A 20459-nucleotide genomic window follows, 5' to 3' on the forward strand; every position below is an offset into this window, starting at 1 on the left:
GGGTGGGCGGTGGTCCTATCTGTTGCGCGCGCCGGACCAGACCTTCAGCCTGACCGCCGACGATGCTTCCGACCCGTTCGAGGCGCTCTCCGACCTGCTGGGACCGCGCCAGCCGAGCGACCCGGACGGCCCGCCGTTCCAAGGGGGCGTGGTGGGCCTGGCGGCCTACGAGCTGGGCGATCGGATCGAGGCCTTGGGTCTCTCGCGCTCCGACTGGCCGGACCTGACCTGCGCCCGCTACCCGGCCCTCCTGGCCTTCGACCACCACGCCCGCCAGGTGCTGGCGATCGGGCGCGGCGCGACCGAGGGCGAGGCGGAGGCGCGGGTCTGCGCCGCCCTGACCTGGCTGGACGCCCCCGCCGCGTCGCACCGAGAGCCCAAGGGCCCCCTGTGCCCAGACCTCGCCGCGGACGATCCCGCGGCTTACGAAGCCGCCGTCGGCGAGGTGGTCGAGCGCATCCGGGCCGGCGAAATCTTCCAGGCCAATATCGCCCGCGCCTGGCGGGGACGGCTCGCGGCCGACGTCGACCCGTTCGACCTCTTCACCCGTCTGCGCGGCCAGAGCCCCGCGCCGTTCGCGGCCTATCTGCGGCTGCCGGGGCGGGCGCTGGTCTCCAACTCGCCCGAGCGGTTCCTGAAGGTTCTTCCGGACGGCGCGATCGAGACCAAGCCGATCAAGGGCACGCGGCCCCGCGACCGCGACCCGGCCCGGGATCTGGCCCTGGCCGCCGAGCTGCTGGCCAGCGACAAGGACCGGGCCGAGAACCTGATGATCGTCGATCTGATGCGCAATGATCTGGCGCGGGTCAGTCCGCCAGGCAGCGTCCGCGTTCCGGATCTTTTCAGGATCGAGAGCTTCGCCAACGTCCACCACCTGGTCTCGACGGTCACCGCGCGGTTGGCGCAGGGGCGCGGCGTCGGCGACCTGTTGCGGGCCAGCTTCCCGCCCGGCTCGATCACCGGCGCGCCCAAGGTGCAGGCCATGAAGGTCATCGCGGGGCTGGAGGCGCCGCGCGGTCCCTACTGTGGCTCCCTATTCTGGGTGGGTCATGATGGCGCACTCGACTCCAGCGTGTTGATCCGCACGGTCGTCTTGGCCGAGGATGGCGGCGGCTGGCGGGTGGAGGCGCGCGCCGGCGCGGGGATCGTCGCCGACAGCGACCCGCGCGCCGAGCGGCTGGAGACCGAGGCCAAGATCGCCGCCATCCGGCGCGCGCTGACGGAGACCGCTGGATGATCGCCCGCGACGCCATTCCCTTCGACGATCGCGGCCTGCTGCTGGGCGAAGGTTTGTTCGAGACCCTGCTGGCCCTGGACGGCGAGATCCGCCACCTCGACGCCCACCTCGACCGCATGGCCGGCGGCTGCGCGGTGCTGGGCCTGCCCTTCGATCGGGCCGAGGCGGAGGGGCTGTGCCGCCGCATGGTCCCGGCCACGGGGCGCGTGGCGCTGCGCCTCACCTTGACCGGCGGTTCGGGCGGGCGTGGCCTGGACCGGCCCGCCGACTTGACGCCCCGGCTGTTCGCCAGGGTCGCGGCGGTGGCGCCGGTGACGACGCCGGCGCGGGCCATCGTCTCCAGCGTCCGCCGCAACGAAGGCTCTCCGGCCAGTCGCCTGAAGACCCTTTCGTATGTCGACAGCGTCCTGGCGCGCACCGAGGCGGTCGCCGCCGGGGCCGACGAGGCGGTGATGCTGAACAATCGCGGCCACGTGGTCTGCGGCGCGGCGGCCAATCTTTTCTGGGTCGCGAGCGGTCGGCTGTTCACGCCGGCGCTAGACTGCGGCGTGCTGCCGGGGATCACCCGGGCGCGGCTGCTGGCGGCGCAGGCCGTCGAGGAAGTCGCCGTGGGGGCAGAGGCGCTGGAGCGCGCCGAAGCCGTATTCCTGACCAACAGCCTGATCGGCGTGCGTCCCGTCTCGCGCCTGGGCGATCGAGCGTTCGACGCCCATCCGCTTGTCGAGCGTTTGCGCTCGGCGCTTCCGGCCTAGCTCGCCGCCGACCACAGCACCGCGTCCACCCGGCGCGGGCGCAGATAAAGCGTGCGGTTGAAGGTCAGCGGCTTGGGCAGGATCAGCTGGATCGGCGAGCTGTAGACATAGGCGGCTCGCGCCAGGATCACGCTCTTGTTGGCGGAGAGCACGGCGGCCGGCACGTCGGTCAGCACCGCGCCCTGCGCGGGGCAGTTGGTCATGCCCGCCGCGGATGCGCGCGACCAGGCCACGGTGTTCTTGCCATTGGCGTCGGACACGATGCTGGCGACGCACATCTTCAGGTCGGTCGTGGGGAAGGGCGCCATGATGATCGCGCCGATATTGAAGACGTCCGTGGTCCGGGTGGGGCCCGTCTGCGACGCCTGGGCCGTCAGGTCGCCGATCGAGGACGTGATGTTCGACACCCGGCGCTGAGCCATCATCGCCTGGGTCAGTTCGGCCATGCCGCAGTACATGACGATCAGCAGCGGCGCGACCAGCGCGAACTCAACGGCCGACGCGCCGCGCCGATCGCGCCAGAAACGTCGCGGGGATGGCCAGCGGGACCTCATTGCTCGTACGGCTCGTTCATGAAGGCGGTGGCGGCGTAGATGATCCGCTTGCCATCGGCGCTCTGCAGCCCGGTCTGCATCAGGGGCGTGACCAGGGGCCAGGTATAGTAGCCGCGCACCAGAACGATCGAACCGGCCTTGCCAGGATCCCAGGCGACGGGGTCGGGTACGGTCCCATCGGCGTTCGAGGCGCTGACGCTGGCGAAATCGGCGTAGGTGCGGACATCCAGCGATAGAGCGCCGGCGCAACGATCGCCCAGCCAGCTCATCTTGGCGCAGACGGCCGTCTTGAAATCCGCCGCCGTGATCTTGGCGGTCTGGGCCTCGCCGGTCCGGATCGTGCGGCCGGCGTCGATGATGGCGTTCTCCAGGGTCAGCGAGACCAGCAACACCAGGCCCAGCTCGATCATCGCCATGATGAGGATCAGGAACGGAAGCGAGACGAGGGCGAATTCGACGGCGGTCGCCCCGCGGTCGGCTCGCGCGAACCGCGCCGCGACGCGGACGGGGCGCAGCCTCGCCAGCCGGCGCCCGACGCCTTCAAGGCGTGCGCGATCGAGAAGGGGACGATGAGCCATGCGGAGCGGCGCCTCGTGAACGAACCGCGAGCCTAGGCGGAACGACCCTAATCACTGGTTAGAGAAGGGAGGCGTTTCCCGGCGATCAGGGGGGCGAGCCGGCCGCCGGCGGGCTAAGGCGCGTGCACTGACGTCCGCAGGCGTAGCTGCTGGCCGAGGCGCCGCGATAGACGGTCACGGCGCCGCCTTCCGACACCACGACCTGGCGATCGGTCAGGGGGCGGCCGCCGGGGCCGAAAACCAGCAGGCTGGTGACGCCGGGCCGCTTGCCCAGCACGACCAGGGCGCGGTCGCTGACGACGCTGACGTCGGCGATGTCGGGGTCGCCGATCACCACGTCGCGCACCGCGCCGTCCATCGGCAGGGAGATCGCCTGGCCCGCCGCGACGGGCAGGGGGCGCGACTGCGCCGAAGCCTCGACGCTCCAGGCGGCCAGAAGCGCGGCAAAGATGAACGGGAAGCGACGCATGGAATGCCTTGGACGGGTGCCAACGTCCTCCAGGATCGGGCGGATTGGTCAATAAAGGCCTAAGAGCCGTCTTGGGTCTGCCGTGCCCGAGTCGAAAAAGTTCCGATGAATCAGGTGCTTGGCGTAGGTTTTGGCCTTATGGTTAAGTCCTGATGATAGTAAATTTGAATAAACTTAGCTAAATATGAAATAAACCATTTCTAATTTACTACCAATTAAGTGCGGGGCGAGAAGTTGGTCGTGTTCTCGGAGGGGTGGCAAGTCGAGCTGACTTGGAAACCTCAACTCACAAGCTCTGGTTTTGGAGACCAAGTCATGACCAAGTTCGTCACGCGCTTCCTGAAGGATGAATCCGGCGCCACGGCCATTGAATACGGCCTGATCGTCGCCCTGATCGCCGTTGTGATCGTGACCGCCGTCACGAGCCTCGGCACGAAGCTGAACACCAAGCTCCTCGAGGCGGGCGAAGCGATCGAAAAGACCCCCGCGTCGGGCGGCAAATAAGCGCCAGGTTCGGAAGAGCTGTATTGAAAAGGCCGGGCTTGTCCCGGCCTTTTTATCTGGCCTGATTTCCGAGCTTGCCCAATTTTACTCGGTAACCTGCAATTAACCTCAGTGAATAACGCGAAATTCATGGCGCTGGGCGTAGGTTGGATTTCATCGGATCACTCTCTGGAAATCGCGCCGTGACCCAACTGATCAAGGCCTTCGCCAAGGATGAAACCGGCGTCGCGGGCATCCAATATGGCCTTTTCGTCGCCCTGATCGCGGCTGTGACCATGGTCTGCGTCACGGGTCTGGGCATTGTGTTCAGCCCCGGCGCGCGCGTCACCGGCCTGGGTCTCGGGCTCGGCGAATAGAGAGCAAAGATTTCGCTCGGAAGCGGAGGCCGCGACGCTCAGGTGTCGTGGCCTTTTTCGTGTTTGGGAAACCCTTACTTCACGGGTGTCATCGCACGATGCGGCGGTTCCCACTCAGGCGCGCGACGCAATGCAGGCTCTCCACATTTCGCTGCTGATGGTCTTTCCGGCCCTGGCTATCGTGGGGGCGCTGAAGGACCTGACCAGCTATACGATCCCTAACTGGATTTCCCTGGCTCTGGTCGTCGCCTTTGTTCCGGCCGCCCTCGCCAGCGGCGCCAGCCTTTCCGCGATCGGCCTTTGCCTCGCCGTCGGCTTCGCCGCATTGGCGCTGGGCGTGGGCATGTTCGCGGTCGGCTGGATCGGCGGCGGCGACGGCAAGCTTCTGGCCGCCTGCGCGCTGTGGATGGGCTGGCCGGCGGTGGCCCCGTTCCTGCTGTGCACCGCCCTGGCCGGCGGCGTGCTGACCTTCGCCGTCCTGGCCCTGCGCTCGGGCTGGGTCGCGCCGCTCGTGGCGGGCGGGCCCGTTTGGGTGCGTCGGCTGGGCCAGCCGGGCGGTGATTTGCCCTACGGCGTCGCCATCGCCGCCGGCGCCCTGATCGCGTTCCCAAAAGCGCTTTTGGCTCAAGGCGTTCTGGGCTGAGGCCGCGACAGCCCGCCGCAGGCGTACGGGCCGACGTTAACCGGAATTTCAGTCCTCGTTAACTATAAGCGGACGACCATGCGCTTCGGCCAGAAAGGCCACGACTGAATCGCGCGTGCTCGCCCGGAGGCGGCCCCGGTTTTCCAGAGTGACCGCACGAGTTCCGCCCGCGCATGAGCCCCGTCCGCCTCCTGATCGTCCTGATCGCCGCCGTGTCGGCCATCGGCATGGCCGTGGTCCTGCAGCGCGCCCTGGGCGGCAAGACTGGAAAGCCCGGCGCCATCGCCGCGCCGACCGCGGCGCCGGCCAAGCCGATGACCCAGGTGCTGGTGGCCAAGCATGATCTCGCCGTCGGCGCGCGTCTGGGCGAAGCCGATATCGGCTGGCAGGCCTGGCCCTCCGACTCCGTCAACGCGGCCTTCATCACCAACGGCGCGGCCCAGAGCGTCGGCCTGGCCGAGGGCGCTGTCGCGCAGGCCAAGGCCGCCGTGACCGGCCAGGTCATCGGCGGCGATCCCGCCCGGGCGCTGGACGGCGCCATCGTCCGCGATCCCATCCTGGCCGGCGAACCGATCACCGCGCGCAAGATCGTGCGGGGCGGGGAAGGCGGCTATCTGTCGGTCGTGCTCACCCCGGGCAAGCGGGCCGTGGCGGTGCCGGTCTCGGCCGACACCACCGCCGGCGGGTTCATCCTGCCGGGCGATCGGGTCGATGTGATCGCGACGCGAGATGCGCCGATGCCCGCGGGCGGCGGGCGGGTGATCGTCGGCGAGACCGTGATGCGCAACGTCCGCGTCCTGGCGCTGGACCAAAAGACCACCGCCGACAAGGACGCCAAGACCATGGTCGCCACGACCGCCACGCTGGAGGTCGGCGGCGCCGAGGCTGAAGCCTTGGCGGCCGCCAAGGCCGGCGGTCCCGTCACCCTGGCCCTGCGCGCCTATACCGACGCCGGCGCGCCGTCCGGCGGCGTGGCCGCGCCGGCCGAGGCGGCGGCCGTGCGGATCAATCGGGGCGGGCAGACGACCGTCATGGCGGTGCGACCGTGAGCCGCCCGCTGCTGACGATCCATATCGCCGCCCTGTTGGGCGTGAGCACCGCAGCGCCGGTGTTCGCCGACGGGCCCGCGCCCGGCACGCATGTCTATCAGAAGACGCCGCGCGCGGCGTCGCGTCCGGTCGCGCCCGCGGCCGCTCCCGCGTCGATGAGCGGACAGGTCGCGCGCGTCGTGCTGACGGCCGACCAGACCGCCGCGACTCTGGAGCTCGCCAAGGGCAAGTCCGCGATCGTCGAGCTGCCGTCCGACGTCCGCGACCTCCTGGTCACCAGCCCCACCGTCGCCGACGCGGTGCTGCGCGACCGTCGCCGCGTCTATATCGTCGGCCTGGCCGAGGGCGTCACCGACGCGGCCTTCTTCGACGACGGCGGCCGCCGGATCCTGTCGCTGTCGATCAAGGTCGCCCAGCCCGTCGACCAGCTGGCCGACACCCTGAACCGCGTGTTGCCCGAGGCGAAGATCGAGGTCCGACCGATCCGCGACAGCGTGGTGCTGAGCGGCGTGGTCCGCACGGCCGCCCAGTCCGAGTCCGCCGCCCGCATCGCCGCCCAATATGTCGGCGGCCCGGACAAGGTCCTGAACATGCTGAGCATCGCGGGCAAGGACCAGGTGATGCTGCAGGTCCGCATCGTCGAGGTTCAACGCAACGTCATCAAGCAACTGGGCGTCTCGACGGACAACCTGCTCAACGACGGCTTCAAGTCCTATACCGTGGGGCGCGAGAACACGTTCGGCGTCAACGGCGCTTTGCTGGGCGGGGGCGGCGCCTGCTATGGCCGCGACAATCTTCGCAAGAACAGCCTCAGCGCCAGCAGCAACAGCTCCAGCCAGACCTCGACCAACGCCTCGACCGGCGTACCCGGCAACGGGACCTCCAGCGCGGTGACGGACGCCCTGACGAGCGCCGCCTCCAGCGCCTGGTCGACCGCCACCGGCAACACGCTGAACGCCTGCCTCGCCGCCTTCGAGCGCGTGGGTCTGGTCCGCACCCTGGCGGAGCCGAACCTGACGGCGGTCTCGGGCGAGGCCGGCCGTTTCCTGGTCGGCGGCGAGTTTCCGGTGCCGACCGGCAGCGACAGCAGCGGCAGGATCTCGATCGAGTTCAAGCCGTACGGGGTGGGCCTGGGCTACACGCCCGTGGTGATGTCTGGCGCCCGGATTTCGCTGAAGCTGTCCACCGAAGTCTCGGAGCTCTCCAGCCTGGGCGCCTTCACGCTCAGCAACGGGACGGCGTCGCGCTCGCTGACCGTGCCCGGCCTTTCGGTTCGCCGCGCCGAGACCACCGTCGAGCTGCCGTCCGGCGGTTCGCTGATGATCGCCGGCCTGCTGCAGCAGACAACGCGCCAGGCCATCGACTCCCTGCCGGGCATGACCAGCATGCCGATCCTGGGTTCGCTGTTCCGTTCGCGCGACTTCCTGAATGGCGAGACCGAACTCGTCATCATCGTCACGCCGTACATCGTCGACCCGACCAAGCCGAAGACCCTGCAGACTCCGGCCGACGGCTTGAGCCTGGCCGGAGACATGAGCACGGTGCTGCTGGGCCGGCTGAACCAGGTCGTCAAGGCGCCGCCGGGCGCCAACGCGGGGCGCGCGTATCAAGGCCCCGTGGGCTATGTGATCGAGTAGGCCGCCATGACGCGTAGCGCATCCGTCAAGATCGTCCTGAAGACCGGCCTCTGGCTCGCCGCGGCGGCGAGCCTCTCCGCGTGCGCCGCGGCGTCGGGTCCGAGCCCGCAACCCGTGGCGGCGACCGAGACGCAGGCCTGGGCCGAGCGGGTCAAGGTGACGCCGACGCCCGACGAGATCGTGTTGGCGGTCCACGCCGCCGGACTGTCGGACAACCAGCGCGCCGCCCTGCAGGCGCTGGTCGGACGCTGGTTGCAAGAGGAAGGGCGCGAGCTGGTCGTCACCGCGCCCAGCGACGCCGGCGCCATGGCCGTCCAGGTCCGCGAGCGCCTGATCTTCCTCGGCGCGCCGGCCGCTCAGGTCCGCATCGTCGGCGCTGATCCGGCGACCGCTCGCGAGCCCGTCCTGCGCGTCGGCTTCGTGCGCCACGAGGCTCAGATTCCCAAGTGCGGCCAAGCCTGGGAGAACCTGACCGCCACGCGCGACAACAAGGCCTACGAGAATTTCGGCTGCGCGGTCGCCGCCAACATGGCCGCTCAGGTCGCCAACCCCGAGGACCTGGTCCGGCCGCGCGACATGACCGCGCCCGACGCGGGCCGCCGCGACACCGTGCTGGGCAAGTATCGGCGCGGCCAGATCACGAGCGCGACGCGCGACGACCAGGCCAGCGGCACATTGTCCAAGGCGATCCCCTGATGGCGCCGGCCGACAACGATCCTTTCAACCTGGGGCTCGAGGACGCCGAGAGCTTCACGACCGGCGCCGGCGATCCCTGGCGCGCTTCGGCCCCGCCGGCGCTGGAGCCGGCCCTGGGCGGGTTCGAGGACCCCTTGGCGCCGCGCCCTTCCGCGGCGAGCGACGCCGCCCCGTCGCTGATCCCCGACGCTGGAACGGCTGACGCGGTGATCCCGCGCGTGACCGTCCACGCCTTCTGCGCCCGCACCGAGACCGCGGGCGTGCTGGAGCAGGCCGCCAAGGATCGACGGATGGCGCGCGCGACCACCGTGGTCCGGATGGGCGGCCTGGCCGCCGCCGTCGATCACTACCAGGAACAGCCGACGCCCTCGCTGGTGCTGGTCGAGTGCCTGGACGACGCCCAGCGCCTGCTGCACCGCCTGGACGCCCTGGCCCAGGTCTGCGACGCCGGGACCAAGGTGGTGGTCATCGGCCAGGCCAACGACATCGCCCTCTATCGCGAACTGATGCGGCGCGGAGTCAGCGAGTACCTGACCCCGCCGCTGTCGGCCCTGTCGGTGATCCGCGCGATCGCAGACCTGTACGCTGATCCCGCCGCGCCGTTCGTCGGCCGCCAGGTGGCGTTCGTCGGGGCCAAGGGCGGGGTGGGGGCCTCGACCCTGGCGCACAACTTCGCCTGGACCATGTCGGAGCGGCTGCAGACGGCCACCGTGCTGGCGGACCTGGATTTGGCCTTCGGCACCGCCGGCCTCGACTTCAACCAGGACCCGGTGCAAGGGGTGTTCGACGCCCTCAGCCAGCCCGATCGCCTGGACCCGGTGCTGATGGACCGGATGATGGTCCGCTGCGGCGATCGCCTGTCGCTGTTCGCCGCCCCCGCGACGCTGGACGACGACTACGAGATCGGCGCCGACGCCTTCGACGAGGTCACCCACCGCATCCGCGCCGCCGCGCCCTATGTGGTGCTGGACCTGCCGCACGTCTGGAGCGCCTGGACCCGCCGGGTGCTGCTGGGCTCCGACGAGCTGGTCGTGGTGGCCACGCCCGACCTGGCCTCCTTGCGCAACGCCAAGAACATCATCGACCTGGTGCGCGCGGCTCGCCCGAACGACGCTCCGCCGCGCCTGGTGCTCAACCAGGTCGGGGTGCCGGGCCGGCCGGAGATCCCGGTGAAGGACTTCGGCGACGCCCTGGGCTTGGCGCCCTCGCTGGTGCTGCCGTTCGACCCCAAGCCCTACGGCCTGGCCGCCAACAACGGCCAGATGCTGGCCGAGATCGCGCCGCGCTCCAAGGCCGCCGAGGGGATCGAGCAGCTGGCGCGGCTGATCAGCCGCCGCGAGCCGCCGACGACCCCGAAGGCCTCGTTGCTGTCGGCGCTGTTCAAGAAGACCTGAGATGTTCGGCAAGCGCGCCCCGTCCGCCGAACAGAAGGCGCCGCCTCCCGCTCCGGCGGACGGCGCGACGATCGCCACGCGCCCACGGCGTCTCGAGCCGGAGGCGCCCGCGCCGGTCGCGCCGCCGCCCAAGGTGACAGGCCCGCCGCCGCGCGCCGTGGCCAACCAGGCCGCGCCTCTGGCCGCCCCGATCGTCCGTGAGCAGAGCGACTACTACCGCGTCACCAAGACGACGATCTTCAACGCCCTGCTCAACACCATCGACCTGTCGCAGCTGGCTCAGCTGGACCAGCGCCAGGCCGCCGAGGAGATCCGCGACATCGTCGCCGAGCTGGTGGCGATCAAGAACGTCTCGATGTCGGTGGCCGAGCAGGAGGCCCTGGTCCAGGACATCACCAACGACGTCCTCGGCTATGGCCCGCTTGAGCCGCTGCTGGCCCGCGACGACATCGCCGACATCATGGTCAATGGCGCGCACCGGGTGTTCATCGAGGTCGGCGGCAAGGTCCAGCTGACCAATGTCCGCTTCCGCGACAACCAGCAGCTGATGAACATCTGCCAGCGGATCGTCAGCCAGGTCGGCCGCCGCGTCGACGAGAGCAGCCCGATCTGCGACGCTCGCCTGCCCGACGGCAGCCGCGTCAACGTCATCGCCCCGCCGCTGGCGCTGGATGGTCCGACCCTGACCATCCGCAAGTTCCGGCGCGACAAGCTGACCATGAAGCACCTGGTGGAGTTCGCCTCCATCAGCCCGGAGGGGGCGCGGGTGCTGGGCGTCATCGGCGCCTGCCGCTGCAACGTGATCATCTCGGGCGGCACCGGCTCGGGCAAGACGACCTTGCTCAACACCATGACCGCCTTCATCGACCCCACCGAGCGGGTCGTGACCTGCGAGGACGCGGCCGAACTGCAGCTGCAGCAGCCGCACGTGGTGCGCCTGGAGACGCGGCCGCCGAACCTGGAGGGACAGGGGGCGGTGACGATGCGCGACCTGGTCCGCAACTGCCTGCGCATGCGCCCCGAGCGGATCATCGTCGGCGAAGTGCGCGGCCCCGAGGCCTTCGACCTCTTGCAGGCCATGAACACCGGCCATGACGGCTCGATGGGCACGCTGCACGCCAACAGCCCCCGCGAGGCGCTGAGCCGGGTCGAGAGCATGATCACCATGGGCGGCTACGGCCTGCCGTCCAAGACCATCAAGGAGATGATCGTCGGCTCGGTCGACGTGATCATCCAGGCCGCCCGCCTGCGCGACGGCAGCCGCCGCATCACCCACATCACCGAGGTGGTGGGGCTGGAGGGCGACGTGGTCGTGACCCAGGACCTGTTCGTCTACGACATCACCGGCGAGGACGAGCACGGCCGCGTGCTGGGCCGCCACCGCTCGACCGGCATCGCCCGTCCCAAGTTCTGGGACCGCGCCCGCTATTACGGCCTCGAGCGCGAGCTGGCCGAAGCTCTCGACGCGGCGGAGTAGGCGATGCTGTTCATCCTCGCCGGGGTCCTGGGCTTCATCACCATCGCGGGCCTGGGCTTCGCCTTCGTCGGCGGCGACAGCCCGGCGAGCAAGGCCTCGAAGCGCGCCCAGGTGATCGGCGCGGGCGGGGCCGACCGGCTGGCCGCCAAGGGCAAGCCCGCCGCCAACCCGACCGACGTGCGCCGCCAGACGATCTTGAAGGCGCTGAAGGAGCAGGAGCGGCGACAGAAGAAGGCGACCCTGAGCATCGCCGCGCGGATGCAGGCGGCCGGGCTTGGGCCCAACGTGCGCCTGTTCTGGCTGGTCAGCCTGGGCCTCGCCGTCGGCGTCATCCTGATCGTTCTGGCCCTGGGGCAGACGGTCTGGATCGCGCTGGGCGCGGGCTTCGCCGCGGGGCTGGGGCTGCCGCGCTGGCTGCTGTCCATCCTGGCCCAGAACCGCATCCGCAAGTTCACCGAAGCCTTTTCCGACGCCATCGACATCATCGTGCGGGGCATCAAGTCGGGCCTGCCGCTGCACGACTGTCTGCGGATTATCGGCCAGGAGAGCCCAGAGCCCCTGGCCGGCGAGTTCCGCATGCTGACCGAGAACGTCGCCATGGGCGTGCCGCTGGACGCGGCGCTGGACAAGATGCACGAGCGCATGCCGACCAACGAGCTGCGCTTCTTCGCCATCGTGCTGGCCATCCAGCAAAAGACCGGCGGCAACCTGGCCGAGGCCCTGGGCAACCTTTCGGCCGTGCTGCGGGCCCGCAAGATGATGAAGGAGAAGATCAAGGCGCTGTCGGCCGAAGCGGTCGCCTCGACCGCGATCCTTGGCGTCTTGCCGCCAGGTATCGTGGTTCTGATCACCGTGACATCGCCCGCCTATATGAAGCCGCTGTTCGTCGATCCGCGCGGCCACCTGATGCTGCTGGCGGCGGCGATCTGGATGAGCATCGGCGTCTTCGTGATGCGCAAGATGATCAACTTCAAGTTCTGAGGGGGGATCGGTGAAGCAACCAATACTCCCGACCTCCCCGGCGAATGCCGGGGCCCAGATTCATCCGGAGCGGCTGGGGTGTTCGCCCCCTCACGCTGTGTTGAACCTTGGGGCTCTCGTGGCTTCGATCTGGGCCCCGGCATTCGCCGGGGAAATCGGATTTGGGGAGGGCGGGACATGACGCTCGTCGAGACCCTGACCGATCCCAACAACCTGCTGACCGCCTTCATCGCGGTGGTGGTGTTCGCCACGATCATCACCCTGGCCTCGCCCCTGATGCGCGACGACAGGGGGCTGGAAGGCCGATTGAAGTCGGTGGCCAACCGCCGCGAGGAGCTGCGTCGCCGTTCGCGAGAAGCGCTCGCCCAGCGCCACGGCGCTGGCGGCGCGTCAACCAGCCTGCGACACCAGGACGAGGGCCTCTACAAGAAGGTGGTCGAACGCCTGCAGCTGTCGCGCTTGCTGGAGGACCCCAAGGTCGTCGACAAGCTGGCCCAGGCCGGTTTCCGCGGTCCCCGGCCGGTGACGACCTTCTACTTCTTCCGCTTCGTGGCGCCGTTCGTGTTCGCCGCGGTGGTGGCGGCCTATCTCTATGTCGTCAACGACTTTGGCCTGCTGCCGGTCCAGAAGCTGTGCGCCTGCGTGGCCGCCCTGGCCTTCGGCTACTACGCGCCCAACGTCTACATCACCAACATCGCTCAGAAGCGGCGGGAGTCGATCGTCGCGGCCTTTCCCGACGCGCTGGACCTGCTGCTGATCTGCGTCGAGAGCGGCATGTCGGTCGAGGCCGCGATCCAGAAGGTCGGCTCGGAGGTCGGCGCCCAGTCGATGGAGCTGGCCGAGGAGCTCAGTTTGCTGACCGCCGAACTGTCCTACCTGCCCGAGCGCCGTCAGGCCTACGAGAACCTGGCCCGGCGCACTAACCATCCGGGCGTCAAATCGGTGGCCACGGCCATGATCCAGGCCGAGCGCTACGGCACGCCGCTGGGCGCGGCGCTACGCGTGATGGCCAAGGAGAACCGCGAAATGCGCCTCTCGGCCGCCGAGAAGAAGGCCACCGCCCTGCCGGCCAAGCTGACCGTGCCGATGATCCTGTTCTTCCTGCCGGTGCTGTTCATCGTCATCCTGGGCCCGGCGATCATCAAGGTGCAGGACGTCTTCGCCAAGCACTGAGGCGCGTCAGACGCGGACCTCGCAGTCGGTGCGCAGCAGGGTCGCCTGGCTATAGTGGAAATAGCTGGTGCACCGCTGGCCGCCTCGGATCGTCTCGTGCGGGATGACGTCGGTCGCGGTGATGATTTCGTGCAGCTCGGTGCGGCCGTTGCTGTTCCAGTCCATCACGCCCCAGTCATAGCCCCGATCGACGACCGTGCCGGTGATGAAGGCCAGATTGAGGGCCGGCGCGACCGCGAGCGACGCGGCGACCAGGGCGAGCAGCTTGCGCATGGCGGTCCTTGGGGCGAAGAGCGCGCTTGATACACGCGACGTCGCGCCCCGGCAGTCCGGCCATTTGCCGCAGGCCAAGCTTGGATGGCGGCTAGCCGCCCCCGGCCTTCAGCGACTCCCATGTGCGGCCGCCGCCCTGCCCCAGCGCGGCGCGGAGATAGGCCAGGTTGTTGGCGACCTGCTCCGGGGGCAGGTCGGCGCGGGCCAGTTTCTCGGCTTCCGGCAAGCGCCCTTGCAGTCCGACCACCAGGGCCAGGTTCTGGCGGGCCTGGATCCCGCCTGAGGGCAGGGCGACGGCGCGGCGAAGCTGGGCCTCCGCGCCGGCCAGATCACCCTTGGCGGCCAGGTGCATGGCGTAGTTGGTCAGCGGCGTCGCCTCGTTCGGGGCCTGCGCCAGGGCCTGGCGATGGGCGGCCTCGGCCTCCTCGTCGCGCTGGGCCTGCTCATAGGCCACGGCCAGCAGGGTCAGCGGGCGCCAATCCCGGGGTGACAGGCTGGCGGCCTTGCGCGCCGGTTCGATGGCGTAGAAGCCCTGGCCGCGCGCGACATGCGCCCGGGCGAGCTCCAACAGAAGAACGGCGTCGTCCGGATGGACGACAAGCGCCTTGGTCGCGACCTCGGCGGCCTCGTCGTTGCGGCCCAGACCCCGCAGCGCCTGGGCGAGGCCGGCGGCCGCTTCGGCGTCGGCGGCGTTGGCCTGGAACTCCGAGCCCCAGAACGCCGCGCGGGCCAGCGGGTCCAGCCGGCGGACCTCCGCGCGTTGCTGCGCGTCGGCCGCCAGGGCCGCGCCGTTCGCGCAAAGGCTCGCCAGCGCCAGGACGGCGGGGGCGAGAACGGTTGCGAGGCGCGCGCGCTTGCGACACATGGAGGAGACGTCTCCGGAAAAGAGCCCGGCCATGATCGGTCTGGGGGCTTAAAGGAAGCGTTAAGCATAATTTTTCGAGAGGCCGCCGATGTCCGACGCGACGCATCCGATCCTCAGCCAGGCCGAGGCCGGCGCCATTCCGGTCCATCCGCTGGCCGAGAGCGAGGTCGAGGCGTTCCTGGCCCGGAAACGCGCGCCGGTCAGGACTTTCGCGACCGCCAACAAGTTCACCGGCAAGCTGGGGCAGGTGCTGGCCGTCCCCGGCGCCGGCGGCGCGGTCGAGCAGGTTCTGCTGGGAACGGGGGCCGGCCGCGTCGATCCGTCGCTGCTGCGGACCCTGGCCGGCAAGCTGCCCGCCGGCGACTACGCGCTCGCCAAGCTGCCCAAGGGGCTTGATCCCGAGCAGGCGGCCCTGGCCTTCGCGCTCGGGACCTATCGCTTCGACCGCTACAAGAAGCACGGCGAGCCGATCCCGCGCCTGGTCGCGCCCAAGGGCGTCGACGCCGCCGCCGTGACGGCGATGGCCCACGCCTGCGCCCTGGCCCGCGACATGGTCAACACCCCGGCCAACGACATGGGCCCGCTGCAGATCGAGACGATCGCCGGCGAGATCGCCCAGAAGTACGGCGCCACCCTGTCGGTCGTGCGCGGCGACGACCTGCTGAAGGAGAACTATCCGGCCGTGCACGCGGTCGGCCGCGCCGCCGTTCCCTCGCGGGCGCCGCGCATGATCGAGGTGACCTGGGGCGACGCCTCGCACCCCGTTCTGGCGCTGGTCGGCAAGGGCGTCGTGTTCGACACCGGCGGGCTCGACATCAAGCCCTCGGCCGGCATGCGGCTGATGAAGAAGGACATGGGCGGCGCCGCTCATGCCCTGGCGCTGGGCCGGATGGTCATGGAGGCGAACCTGCCGGTGCGCCTGGTGATCCTGACCCCGGTCGTCGAGAACGCGATCAGCGGCGACGCCATGCGGCCCGGCGACGTGCTGGCCACCCGCGCGGGCCTCTCGGTCGAGGTGGGCAACACCGACGCCGAAGGCCGCCTGATCCTGGCCGACGCCCTGACCCGCGCCGCCGAGCTGAAGCCGGCCCTGACGCTGGACTTCGCCACCCTGACCGGCGCGGCGCGCATTGCCATGGGTCCGTTCGTGATCCCCTTCTGGACCCCTGACGACAAGCTGGCCGGCCAGATCGAGGCGGCGTCCAAGGCCGTGGCCGACCCCTTGTGGCGCCTGCCCCTGACCGAGGCCTATCGCGACGCCCTCGACAGCGACATCGCCGACCTGAAGAACGACCCCGACGGCTGGGCCCAGGCCGGCGCGACGACGGCGGCGCTGTTCCTGCAGCGCTTCGCGCCGGCGGGTGATGAGATCGGCCCCTGGGCGCACTTCGACGTCTTCGCCTGGAACCCCAAGGGCCGGCCCGGCTATCCGGTCGGGGCCGAGGTCCAGGCGATCCGCGCCGCCTTCGCCATGCTGCGCGCGCGGTTCTCGCGATGAGCGCGCCCGATCGCCGCCTGACGCTGGTTCGAGACGGGGTCGCCGACCGTCGGCTCGAAGGCCTGGTCGCCGCCGACCGTTTCGTCGACGTGACGCCGATGCAGGTCAGCGCCCCCGTCGCCGGCCTGCGCAAGGCGCCCTCGCCCGACGCCGAGCAGGAAGACCAGCTGCTGTTCGGCGAGACCTTCGACGTGCTGTTCGAGACCGACGCGTTCGCCTTCGGCCAGGCGCGCCGCGACCGCTATGTCGGCTATGTCCCGATCGAGGCCCTGTCGGCGCCGACGCTGCCGCCCGAGCATCGGGTCGGCGCCCTGCGGACCTACGCCTTCGCCGAGCCGGACATCAAGTCGGCCATCGTCGGCCTCTACAGCCTGAACGCCCTGGTCACGGTCCAGGCGCGGGAAGGGCGCTTCGTGAAGGGCGCGCGAACGGGCTGGTTCGTCGAGCATCACCTGGCTCCGATCGGCCGCTTCGAAACCGACTATGTCGCGATCGCCGAGCGGTTCCTGGGCGCGCCCTATCAGTGGGGCGGCCGCGAGAGCCTGGGCCTCGACTGCTCTGCCCTAGTTCAGCAGGCGCTCTACGCCTGCGGCCGGGCCTGCCCGCGCGACACCGATATGCAGCGCGGCTTCTTCCCGGAGATCGCCGAGGCCGATCGCCGGCGCGGCGACCTTGTGTTCTGGAAGGGCCATGTCGCGATCCTGCTGGACCCCGACACCATCCTGCACGCCAACGCCCACCACATGGCCGTGGCGATCGAGCCGCTGAGCGAGGCAATCGCCCGGATCGAGGCGGCCGGCGTCGGCGCGCCGCTGGGCTATCGGCGGGTCTGAGATTGCCTTCTCCCCTTGCGGGAGAAGGTGGCGCAAAGCGCCGGATGAGGGGTTGAAGGTCTATCCGGACAACGGAGCGCGACCCCTCACCCGACCCACTTCCTGGGCCACCCTCTCCCGCGAGGGGAGAGGGAAAATCCTACTTCGCCGGCCACTGCGCCAGCCAGTCGACGATCGACTGCGGGGGCATGTGGCGGGGGTCGGTCAGGGCGAAAATCCCTGGCTCGGCCATAGGAAAAGGGCCGCGAAGAAAACTTCGCGGCCCTTTCAGATTCAGCGATCGCGCGGCGGGATGGCCGCGAAGCGATCAGGCCTTCGGCGCGGCCGGAGCAGCGGCGGCCGGAGCAGCGCCAGCGGCCGGAGCCGGGGCGGCGCCTTCAGCCGGAGCGGCGGCGGCGTCGGCCGGGGCGCCTTCGGCCGGAGCGGCGGCGGCGGCCGGGCGCGGCGGCGGAACCGGCAGCGTCGAGCCCAGGCTGTGCAGGTAGGCGATCAGCGCGATGCGGTCTTCCGGCTTCTTCAGACCCACGAAGGTCATGTTGGTGCCGGGGACGTCCTTACCGGGCGCCTTCAGGAAGGTGTACAGGGCGTCGTAGTCCCAGACGGGTTGCTTGCCCGCGAAGTCCTTCATCGCGCCCGAATAGTTGAAGCCCGGGTGCGCGGCCGGCTTGCGGCCCACCACGCCCCACAGGCCGGGGCCGGTGGAGTTGGCGTTCGATGCGTCCAGCTTGTGGCAGGCGGCGCACTTGGCCGAGACGGCCTGGCCGGCGGCCACATTGGCCGGCGTCAGCACGGCGTTCCAATCCGGCGGGGTGTCCTCGGCCGCGGCGGCGCCGCCCGGACCCTCTTCCTGGACCGCGATCTCGTAGCCGGCCTTTTCGACTTCAGTCTTCTTGAAGACGATGTCCGACGCTTCCCGCAGACCGAAAATAACGAGGCCGGTCAGCAGCACGCCGCCAGCGATCTTGTTGAACGTCAGGTCGCTCATCTCAGCCTTGTCAGCCTCTTGCCAGCCCGCCCGATGGCGGGCTCGAATTCCCCGACGCGCGAGAGGCCGCAAGCGAGTCCCCGACGCGCGTCATGTTGCGCTCGCGTCTCTTACACGCTACCGCCCCTCGCGCAACCGGGCAGCAAAGATTTGACGCCATGAACCCCATCGTCCTGATCCCCGCGCGGATGGCGGCGACCCGTCTTCCGGGCAAGCCTTTGGCCGATATCGGCGGCGTCCCGATGATCGTCCGGGTGCTGAACCAGGCCCGCGATGCGGCGATTGGTCCCGTGGCCGTGGCGGCGGGCGACCCCGAAATCGTCGAGGCGGTTCAAAAGGCTGGCGGAACGGCGATTCTGACCGATCCCGCCCTGCCGTCCGGCTCCGACCGGATCCTGGCCGCCCTGGCCGAACTCGATCCGGGGTTCGCCCACGACGTGGTGATCAATCTGCAAGGCGACATGCCCTTCGTCGATCCGGCGGTGCTGTCGGATTGCGCGCGAATACTTAAGGAATTTGGCGACGCCGACATCGCCACCGTCGTGGCCCCCGAAGCCTCGCTCGCCGATCGCAGCAACCCCGACGTGGTCAAGGCCGTCCTGGCCATGGAGGAGGACGGCCAGAGCGGCCGGGCGCTCTATTTCACCCGCTCGACCCTCTATGGCGACGGCCCCGTCTGGCGCCACATCGGCATCTACGGCTATCGCCGCGAGGCGCTGGAGGCCTTCAACGCCGCCGCGCCGTCGCCGCTCGAACGGCGCGAGAAACTGGAGCAGCTGCGCGCCATGGAGCTGGGCCTGACCATCCGCGCGGCGGTCGCCAAGACCGCCCCGATCTCCGTCGACAATCCCTCCGACCTCGAGGCGGCCCGCGCGGCCGCCGGAAAGTAAGTCCATGAGCATCCTCAAGAAGATCGCCTTCCAGGGCGAACCCGGCGCCAACAGCCACGAGGCGTGCCGGACCTATTTCCCGGACTACGAGGCCTATCCCTGCAAGACCTTCGAGGAGGCCTTCGAGGCGATCAAGACCGGCGTCGCGGCGCTGGGCATGATCCCGATCGAGAACTCGATCGCCGGCCGGGTCGCCGACGTGCACCACCTGCTGCCGGCCTCGGGCCTGAAGATCGTCGGCGAGCGCTTCAAGCCGATCCGCTTCCAGCTGATGGCCAACAAGGGCGCCAAGCTGGCCGACATCAAGACCGTGGCCTCGATGCCGATCGCCCTCAGCCAGTGCCGCAACAGCCTGAAGAAGCTGGGCGTCGCCACCGAGGCGGCCGGCGACACGGCCGGCGCGGCCAAGGACCTGGCCGCCAAGCCCGACCCGACCCGCGGCGCGGTCGCTCCCGCCCTGGCGGCCGAGATCTATGGTCTCGACATCTTGGCCCGCGACATCGAGGACGAGCGCCACAATACGACCCGCTTCCTGGTGATGACGGCCGACAAGAGCCCCGAGCCGCCGCCGTTCACCCACCGCTGCGTGACCAGCTTCGTGTTCCGCGTTCGCAACCTGCCCGCCGCCCTCTACAAGGCGCTGGGCGGCTTCGCGACCAACGGCGTCAACATGACCAAGCTGGAAAGCTACATGGAAGGCGGCAACTTCACGGCCACCTTCTTCTACGCCGAGGTCGACGGACGGCCGGAGGATCGCAGTCTGGCGCTGGCCTTGGACGAACTGAAGTTCTTCTCGGAGAAGTTCGAGATCCTGGGGGTGTATCCGGCCGATCCGTTCCGCGATCGGGGAGCTTAAATTCCTCCCCCGCGCTGCGGGGGAGGTGGCCCAGAGGGCCGGAGGGGGCTAACGCGGCGTACGTCCAGTTTGCCCCCTCAGTCACTCCGTGACAGCTCCCCCGCATCGCGGGGGAGCATCTGGGATTGTCCCTCCCCAAACGTCACCATTCCCCATAACGACGTTCTCTGGTCTCCTTCCCCGGCAAAACAACATCCCGGGGAGGGAGCCATGCAGAGTTCGATGATCGCGCCAGTGATGGCGCTGGTGGCCTGGTCGCTGGTGATCTGGGTGTGGATGTACGTCCAGCGAATCCCAGCCATGCAGAAGGCGGGGATCAAGCCGCAGGACGCGCGGTTTCCGGGCTCGCTGAACAGCCTGCCCGACGCCGCGCGCCAGGCCGCCGACAACTACAATCACCTGATGGAGCAGCCGACGATCTTCTACGCGGCGGCGCTGGCCATCCAGGTCGCCGGCCACGCCGACGACATGGCTGTCCGCCTGGCCTGGGTCTATGTGGGCCTGCGGGTCCTGCACAGCCTGGTGCAGGTCAGCATCAATCTGGTGGCCCTGCGGTTCCTGCTGTTCGCGATCTCGACCGGGGTGCTGGCGGGGATGGTGATCCGGGAGTTGATGCAGGTGTTTTGAGGCGTGACGTTCCTCCCCCGCGATGCGGGGGAGGTGGCCCAGAGGGCCGGAGGGGGCAAACGCGGCAAGTCTCCAGCTCGCCCCCTCAGTCACTCCGTGACAGCTCCCCCGCATCGCGGGGGAGCATCTATA

General features: G+C 69.6%; 23 protein-coding genes. 17 read left to right on the plus strand and 6 right to left on the minus strand.

The features are described 5' to 3' along the window. The coding region (gene pabB, locus AX690_RS14140) for an aminodeoxychorismate synthase, component I (protein ID WP_066730436.1) at positions 1–1237 on the plus strand (1237 nt) is incomplete at its 5' end. Then, entirely contained in the window at positions 1234–1989 is a 756-nt protein-coding gene (locus tag AX690_RS14145) for an aminotransferase class IV (RefSeq protein ID WP_066730415.1), read from the plus strand. The genes pabB and AX690_RS14145, both read left to right, overlap by 4 nt. On the opposite strand, the gene AX690_RS14150 is transcribed toward AX690_RS14145, so the two are convergent. The 3 genes from AX690_RS14150 to AX690_RS14160 form a co-directional block, all read right to left on the minus strand. After that, positions 1986–2543 carry a TadE/TadG family type IV pilus assembly protein gene (locus tag AX690_RS14150; protein WP_066730416.1) on the minus strand — a complete coding sequence of 186 codons (558 nt, stop codon included), beginning with the start codon at positions 2541–2543 and terminating at the stop codon, positions 1986–1988. The two genes, AX690_RS14145 and AX690_RS14150, sit on opposite strands and share 4 nt — an antisense overlap. After that, on the minus strand, positions 2540–3121 hold the full coding sequence (locus tag AX690_RS14155; protein WP_066730417.1) for a TadE/TadG family type IV pilus assembly protein: 582 nt from the start codon (positions 3119–3121) through the stop codon (positions 2540–2542). The genes AX690_RS14150 and AX690_RS14155 overlap by 4 nt, the downstream gene beginning before the upstream one ends. Before the next feature lie 85 nt (positions 3122–3206). After that, positions 3207–3590: a pilus assembly protein N-terminal domain-containing protein gene (locus AX690_RS14160; RefSeq protein ID WP_066730418.1), complete on the minus strand. Its 384-nt coding sequence runs from the start codon at positions 3588–3590 to the stop codon at positions 3207–3209. A 315-nt stretch (positions 3591–3905) separates the two neighbouring features. Between AX690_RS14160 and AX690_RS14165 the strand changes: the two genes are divergently transcribed. The 10 genes from AX690_RS14165 (at position 3906) to AX690_RS14205 (ending at position 13500) form a co-directional block, all read left to right on the plus strand. Further along, complete coding sequence (locus AX690_RS14165; protein ID WP_066730419.1) at positions 3906–4094, plus strand: Flp family type IVb pilin; 189 nt, start codon at positions 3906–3908, stop codon at positions 4092–4094. 182 nt (positions 4095–4276) lie between these two features. Beyond that, positions 4277–4450: a Flp family type IVb pilin gene (locus tag AX690_RS22940; RefSeq protein ID WP_156449677.1), complete on the plus strand. Its 174-nt coding sequence runs from the start codon at positions 4277–4279 to the stop codon at positions 4448–4450. Between the two features lie 130 nt (positions 4451–4580). Further along, positions 4581–5093, plus strand: a complete 513-nt coding sequence (locus AX690_RS14170) for a prepilin peptidase (RefSeq protein WP_066730420.1) — start codon at positions 4581–4583, stop codon at positions 5091–5093. Between the two features lie 173 nt (positions 5094–5266). After that, positions 5267–6142, plus strand: a complete 876-nt coding sequence (gene cpaB, locus AX690_RS14175) for a Flp pilus assembly protein CpaB (protein WP_066730421.1) — start codon at positions 5267–5269, stop codon at positions 6140–6142. Next, positions 6139–7779 carry a type II and III secretion system protein family protein gene (locus AX690_RS14180; RefSeq protein WP_066730422.1) on the plus strand — a complete coding sequence of 547 codons (1641 nt, stop codon included), beginning with the start codon at positions 6139–6141 and terminating at the stop codon, positions 7777–7779. The genes cpaB and AX690_RS14180 overlap by 4 nt, the downstream gene beginning before the upstream one ends. A gap of 6 nt (positions 7780–7785) precedes the next feature. Next, positions 7786–8475, plus strand: coding sequence for a CpaD family pilus assembly lipoprotein (locus AX690_RS14185; RefSeq protein ID WP_066730423.1), 690 nt, complete (start codon positions 7786–7788; stop codon positions 8473–8475). Beyond that, on the plus strand, positions 8475–9869 hold the full coding sequence (locus tag AX690_RS14190; protein WP_066730424.1) for a CpaE family protein: 1395 nt from the start codon (positions 8475–8477) through the stop codon (positions 9867–9869). Before AX690_RS14185 ends, AX690_RS14190 begins: the two co-directional genes overlap by 1 nt. 1 nt (position 9870) lies before the next feature. Continuing rightward, positions 9871–11346 (plus strand): CpaF family protein, encoded by a 1476-nt coding sequence (locus AX690_RS14195; RefSeq protein WP_066730425.1) that lies wholly within the window; start codon positions 9871–9873, stop codon positions 11344–11346. Between the two features lie 3 nt (positions 11347–11349). Next, on the plus strand, positions 11350–12327 hold the full coding sequence (locus tag AX690_RS14200) for a type II secretion system F family protein (protein WP_066730426.1): 978 nt from the start codon (positions 11350–11352) through the stop codon (positions 12325–12327). 177 nt (positions 12328–12504) lie between these two features. Continuing rightward, a complete protein-coding gene (locus AX690_RS14205; RefSeq protein ID WP_231732208.1) occupies positions 12505–13500 on the plus strand; it encodes a type II secretion system F family protein in 996 nt (331 codons plus the stop codon). Positions 13501–13506: 6 nt separating this feature from the next. Here AX690_RS14205 and AX690_RS14210 read toward each other — a convergent pair whose 3' ends face one another. After that, a complete protein-coding gene (locus AX690_RS14210) occupies positions 13507–13773 on the minus strand; it encodes a hypothetical protein (protein ID WP_066730428.1) in 267 nt (88 codons plus the stop codon). Positions 13774–13864: 91 nt separating this feature from the next. Next, entirely contained in the window at positions 13865–14638 is a 774-nt protein-coding gene (locus AX690_RS14215) for a tetratricopeptide repeat protein (RefSeq protein ID WP_066730429.1), read from the minus strand. Positions 14639–14726: 88 nt separating this feature from the next. Here AX690_RS14215 and AX690_RS14220 point away from each other — a divergent pair, with 88 nt between their 5' ends. Together AX690_RS14220 and AX690_RS14225 are read left to right on the plus strand one after the other, a co-directional pair. Continuing rightward, positions 14727–16136: a M17 family metallopeptidase gene (locus AX690_RS14220; RefSeq protein ID WP_066730430.1), complete on the plus strand. Its 1410-nt coding sequence runs from the start codon at positions 14727–14729 to the stop codon at positions 16134–16136. Continuing rightward, entirely contained in the window at positions 16133–16969 is an 837-nt protein-coding gene (locus AX690_RS14225) for an NlpC/P60 family protein (protein WP_066730431.1), read from the plus strand. The genes AX690_RS14220 and AX690_RS14225 overlap by 4 nt, the downstream gene beginning before the upstream one ends. Before the next feature lie 307 nt (positions 16970–17276). Here the strand turns inward: AX690_RS14225 and AX690_RS14230 are convergent, their stop codons facing one another. Beyond that, entirely contained in the window at positions 17277–17954 is a 678-nt protein-coding gene (locus AX690_RS14230) for a cytochrome c family protein (RefSeq protein WP_066730432.1), read from the minus strand. Between the two features lie 158 nt (positions 17955–18112). On the opposite strand from AX690_RS14230, the gene AX690_RS14235 reads away from it, so the two are divergent. The 3 genes from AX690_RS14235 to AX690_RS14245 all read left to right on the plus strand — a co-directional run bounded on the left by AX690_RS14235 (position 18113) and on the right by AX690_RS14245 (position 20327). Continuing rightward, a complete protein-coding gene (locus tag AX690_RS14235) occupies positions 18113–18844 on the plus strand; it encodes a 3-deoxy-manno-octulosonate cytidylyltransferase (protein WP_066730433.1) in 732 nt (243 codons plus the stop codon). A gap of 4 nt (positions 18845–18848) precedes the next feature. Further along, the gene (locus AX690_RS14240; RefSeq protein WP_066730434.1) at positions 18849–19700 is read left to right on the plus strand and encodes a prephenate dehydratase; all 852 of its coding nucleotides are present in this window, start codon (positions 18849–18851) and stop codon (positions 19698–19700) included. Between the two features lie 210 nt (positions 19701–19910). Beyond that, positions 19911–20327, plus strand: a complete 417-nt coding sequence (locus AX690_RS14245; RefSeq protein WP_066730435.1) for an MAPEG family protein — start codon at positions 19911–19913, stop codon at positions 20325–20327. Positions 20328–20459: the final 132 nt, after the last annotated feature.

This window comes from Caulobacter sp. CCH9-E1 (genome assembly GCF_001556515.1).
GTDB lineage: Bacteria > Pseudomonadota > Alphaproteobacteria > Caulobacterales > Caulobacteraceae > Caulobacter.